The following is a 3,037-nucleotide window of genomic DNA, read 5'->3' as shown; positions in this document are numbered from 1 at the left end:
TCTGGATCCGGCAGCAAGGTGACGCGCACCCGCTGTCCGTCCTCCAGCACCATAAGCAGCACATTGTCAATTTGCAGGCGATCGCTCGGTTCCGGTGGGCGCTGCAATTCCTCCAGGAACAGCCCCGCTAGGGTAGCGGCTTCGTCGCGCGGAAGCTGCAAATCGAGTTCATTGTTAACCGTAGCAATGCTGGCGCGAATCTTAAAAATTCCTTCATGCGTGCTGATTTGACGAAATTCGCGCTCTTCCTCCGCATCATACTCGTCGCGAATTTCGCCGACGATTTCCTCTAGCACATCCTCCAGTGTTACCAATCCCGCGGTGCCGCCAAACTCATCTCGCACCACTACAAGATGCAGACGATTTTTCTTCATTTCCTCTAGCAAATCCCGCGCTAACCGCGTCTCTGGCACGTAGTGAACCGGGCGCAACAGCTCACGGAGGCTGGGAGGCTGCTCTAGCAGTCCGGGCAGCGGACGAATCAGATCTTTGACGTGCAAAATGCCCACGATGTTGTCTAAGTCTTCGTCACACACGAGTAAGCGCGTATGAGCGTTCTCCGACACGATTTGGTACGCTTCCGCCAGCGAGGTGGTCATTTTAAGGTATTGAATTTGCACCCTCGGCACCATGATGGCTCGAGCAGTGATGTTGCTCAGTTCCACCGCGCCGTGAATGATGCGGCGCTCTTGGTCGCTGACTGCACCCCCTGCGCGTCCCGCATCAACCATTGCCTTAAATTCTTCGGTGCTGACGGACTCCTCCTCGTCTTCGATCGGATTCCCGGTCATCTGCAACACTAGATTCGTCGTAGCACTGACTAGCTTGACGATCGGAGCCGCCAGCTTATCCAGAAACCGGATCGGACTCACGGAAAATAGCGCAAAGCTCTCCGCATGGCGAATACCTAGCCGCTTGGGAACCAGTTCACCCAGAATCAAGCTGAACAAGGCAATGATGACCGTTACCGCAACCAGCGCAATTTTCTCAGGCACATTGATGCGAAACAGCGCACCTAAACCTGCTGCCAAAGGACCAGCTAAGTTCTCTGCCGCAAACGCTCCGTTCAGAAACCCCGTCAGGGTGATGACAAGCTGAATCGTTGCCAGAAATCGAGTGCTGTCCTGAGTTGTCCTCAGCACCATGCGTGCCCGTCGATCGCCTTGATCTGCCAGTATTTTCATCCGAACTTCGCTCGTTGAAATCAGCGCAATCTCCGCCGCTGCGAAAAAGGCGTTCACGAGAATCAGAATGATGTTGATAAAAATCAGCAGGACAATACTGGACGGGTCAATAGTGTTCATGTGGGAGGATTGCAGAATGCTAACGAACGAAACGCCAGTCATTCCGCGCAAGTAGGCAAAGTAGAGGACTGTCCAAAAGTGTAGCTGACAAGCAGGCGGGTAAGAAAACGAGACTGGGAGTTGTGCGAGCTTGATTGCTCGCTAGCCGCATGCCACCCTATTGCCCAACCCCTCGCGGTGGGCGATCGCCATGCGTGGGGCAGGGCGGCGCAGAAATCGAGCGATCGAGCCAGTTGACTGCCTGCTGCAGTCTGGGTAAGGCTTCTTCGGGCTGGTCCTTTAACAGAAATACGAGCGCCGCGATCGCCTGCTCCCGAGCACGGGCGTTGCGGTTTGACTTGAGGCGGTGCCAATCCTTCTCAGAAATGCTCAGCTTTTCCATTAAGGCTTGCGCCAGTTCCGCCGTTGTGCACTGGCGCAGTACCGTTTCAGAACTTTCAGAGTGTGGGGAAGTATCCAGCATAGAAAAGGGCATGATGGTTGACGGAAGCGTTATCCTTAACTCTACTATGTCGTCTTCTGAGCCGCCGTCAGATTTTGAGCAACACTTTACCGAGGTCGAGCGATCGCTGCAAGACCTAAAACTGCGGTATTCCCAGGTGCAGCACGATCAGCAGCGGCAGGCAGCGCTTCAGCAGCGACAGGCGCAGATCCAGCAGGCAGACCCAAAGGAGCAAGCGTCTCATAGCGCAGAACTCCAGCGCATCCAGGATCAGCTAGACGAGCTAGAGGTAAATTTAGAAAGCCGCTTGTTCCGCTGGGATAGCTTGAAAGAACCGTTCTGGCAGGTTGTGCGCTTTGGCGGATTGGGCATCGTGATTGGCTGGTTTCTCGCTACGGCAGCCATTCAGACTCCTAAACCTGCTTCTCCACCCGCCGTCGCGCCACGATCGCTCCAACCCTAATCACTCCAACCCTAATCGCTTCAGCCTTAGCCGTTACGACGGTCTGTTCTCGTTGCCGCTCATGCCCTCATTGTTGTCAGCCGCAATCAGTTCACCCACAGTTTCCGTTAGCGCTTTGGGGTCCATGAAGATAATTTTGGAGTTGTTGCTTTCGCCCAGCTTGTAGTTGGCGTCCACGTAGCTCTTAGCAACGAGGTATTGCAGCACGGCTTTGGCATTGCTCGCCTCTTTTAGAGCATCCGAGATTAGTTGAATCGACTGCACGGTTCCTTGAGATTCTGAAATCGCCGCCTTGCGTCTGCTTTCGGCAACCATTTCAGCATCCATTGCCTGTCGCAGCTCAGGTGGAAGCTGAATTTCTTGCACTTCTACCCGAATTACCTTGGCTCCCCACGCTTCCGTGGCTTGGTCCAGTTGATTCAGCACCGCTCGATTAATTTTGTCTCTAGACGATACGGCGTCTCGCAGCGTCAGTTTGCCGACTTCCGATCGCAGGGTAGTGATCACCAAGTTCTCCAAGGCATCTTCCAGATCCTCAACCGAGTAGTTTGCTCTGTAGACATCCTTAATGCGGAAGAACACGATCGCGTCAACCGTCACGGAGGCATTATCCTGCGTAATCGCCGACTGTGGCGGAATATCGATAGTCTGCTCACGAGTAGACTCTTCCAGAACTCGATCGAGAACCGGAACAACAAAGTTCAATCCAGGCTCCAGAACCCGCTCAAAGCGACCCAACCGCTCAACAACACCATTCGTGCCTTCTTTAATAATTCTGACTGAGCCGAAGATATAGCCGATGATTGCCAAAACTATGGCAGCGATGAT

General features: G+C 53.8%; 4 protein-coding genes. 1 reads left to right on the top strand and 3 read right to left on the bottom strand.

What is annotated here, in order from left to right:
* Both H6F43_RS01750 and H6F43_RS01745 read right to left on the bottom strand, forming a co-directional pair.
* A partial coding sequence (locus H6F43_RS01750) for a hemolysin family protein (RefSeq protein ID WP_242025250.1) occupies positions 1-1,346 on the bottom strand: 1,346 nt, incomplete at its 3' end.
* Positions 1,347-1,461: 115 nt separating this feature from the next.
* Positions 1,462-1,767 (bottom strand): DUF6439 family protein, encoded by a 306-nt coding sequence (locus tag H6F43_RS01745; protein WP_190340299.1) that lies wholly within the window; start codon positions 1,765-1,767, stop codon positions 1,462-1,464.
* A gap of 46 nt (positions 1,768-1,813) precedes the next feature.
* On the opposite strand from H6F43_RS01745, the gene H6F43_RS01740 reads away from it, so the two are divergent.
* The gene (locus H6F43_RS01740; protein ID WP_190340298.1) at positions 1,814-2,209 is read left to right on the top strand and encodes a hypothetical protein; all 396 of its coding nucleotides are present in this window, start codon (positions 1,814-1,816) and stop codon (positions 2,207-2,209) included.
* A 33-nt stretch (positions 2,210-2,242) separates the two neighbouring features.
* On the opposite strand, the gene H6F43_RS01735 is transcribed toward H6F43_RS01740, so the two are convergent.
* Positions 2,243-3,037 (bottom strand): stomatin-like protein (locus tag H6F43_RS01735; protein WP_242025248.1); only part of this gene is annotated, 795 nt, incomplete at its 5' end.

The sequence above is a fragment of the Leptolyngbya sp. FACHB-36 genome, from assembly GCF_014695955.1.
Classification (GTDB): Bacteria; Cyanobacteriota; Cyanobacteriia; order Leptolyngbyales; family Leptolyngbyaceae; genus FACHB-36.
The sequence above is the reverse complement of the archived record's forward strand: the minus strand, read 5'-3'. Positions and strand labels throughout refer to the sequence as shown.

Excerpts from the sequence above, each read along its gene's own strand:
- H6F43_RS01740 (WP_190340298.1), top strand. The coding sequence starts at position 1,814 with ATGTCGTCTTCTGAGCCGCCGTCAGATTTTGAGCAACACTTTACCGAG.
- H6F43_RS01745 (WP_190340299.1), bottom strand. The coding sequence starts at position 1,767 with ATGCTGGATACTTCCCCACACTCTGAAAGTTCTGAAACGGTACTGCGC.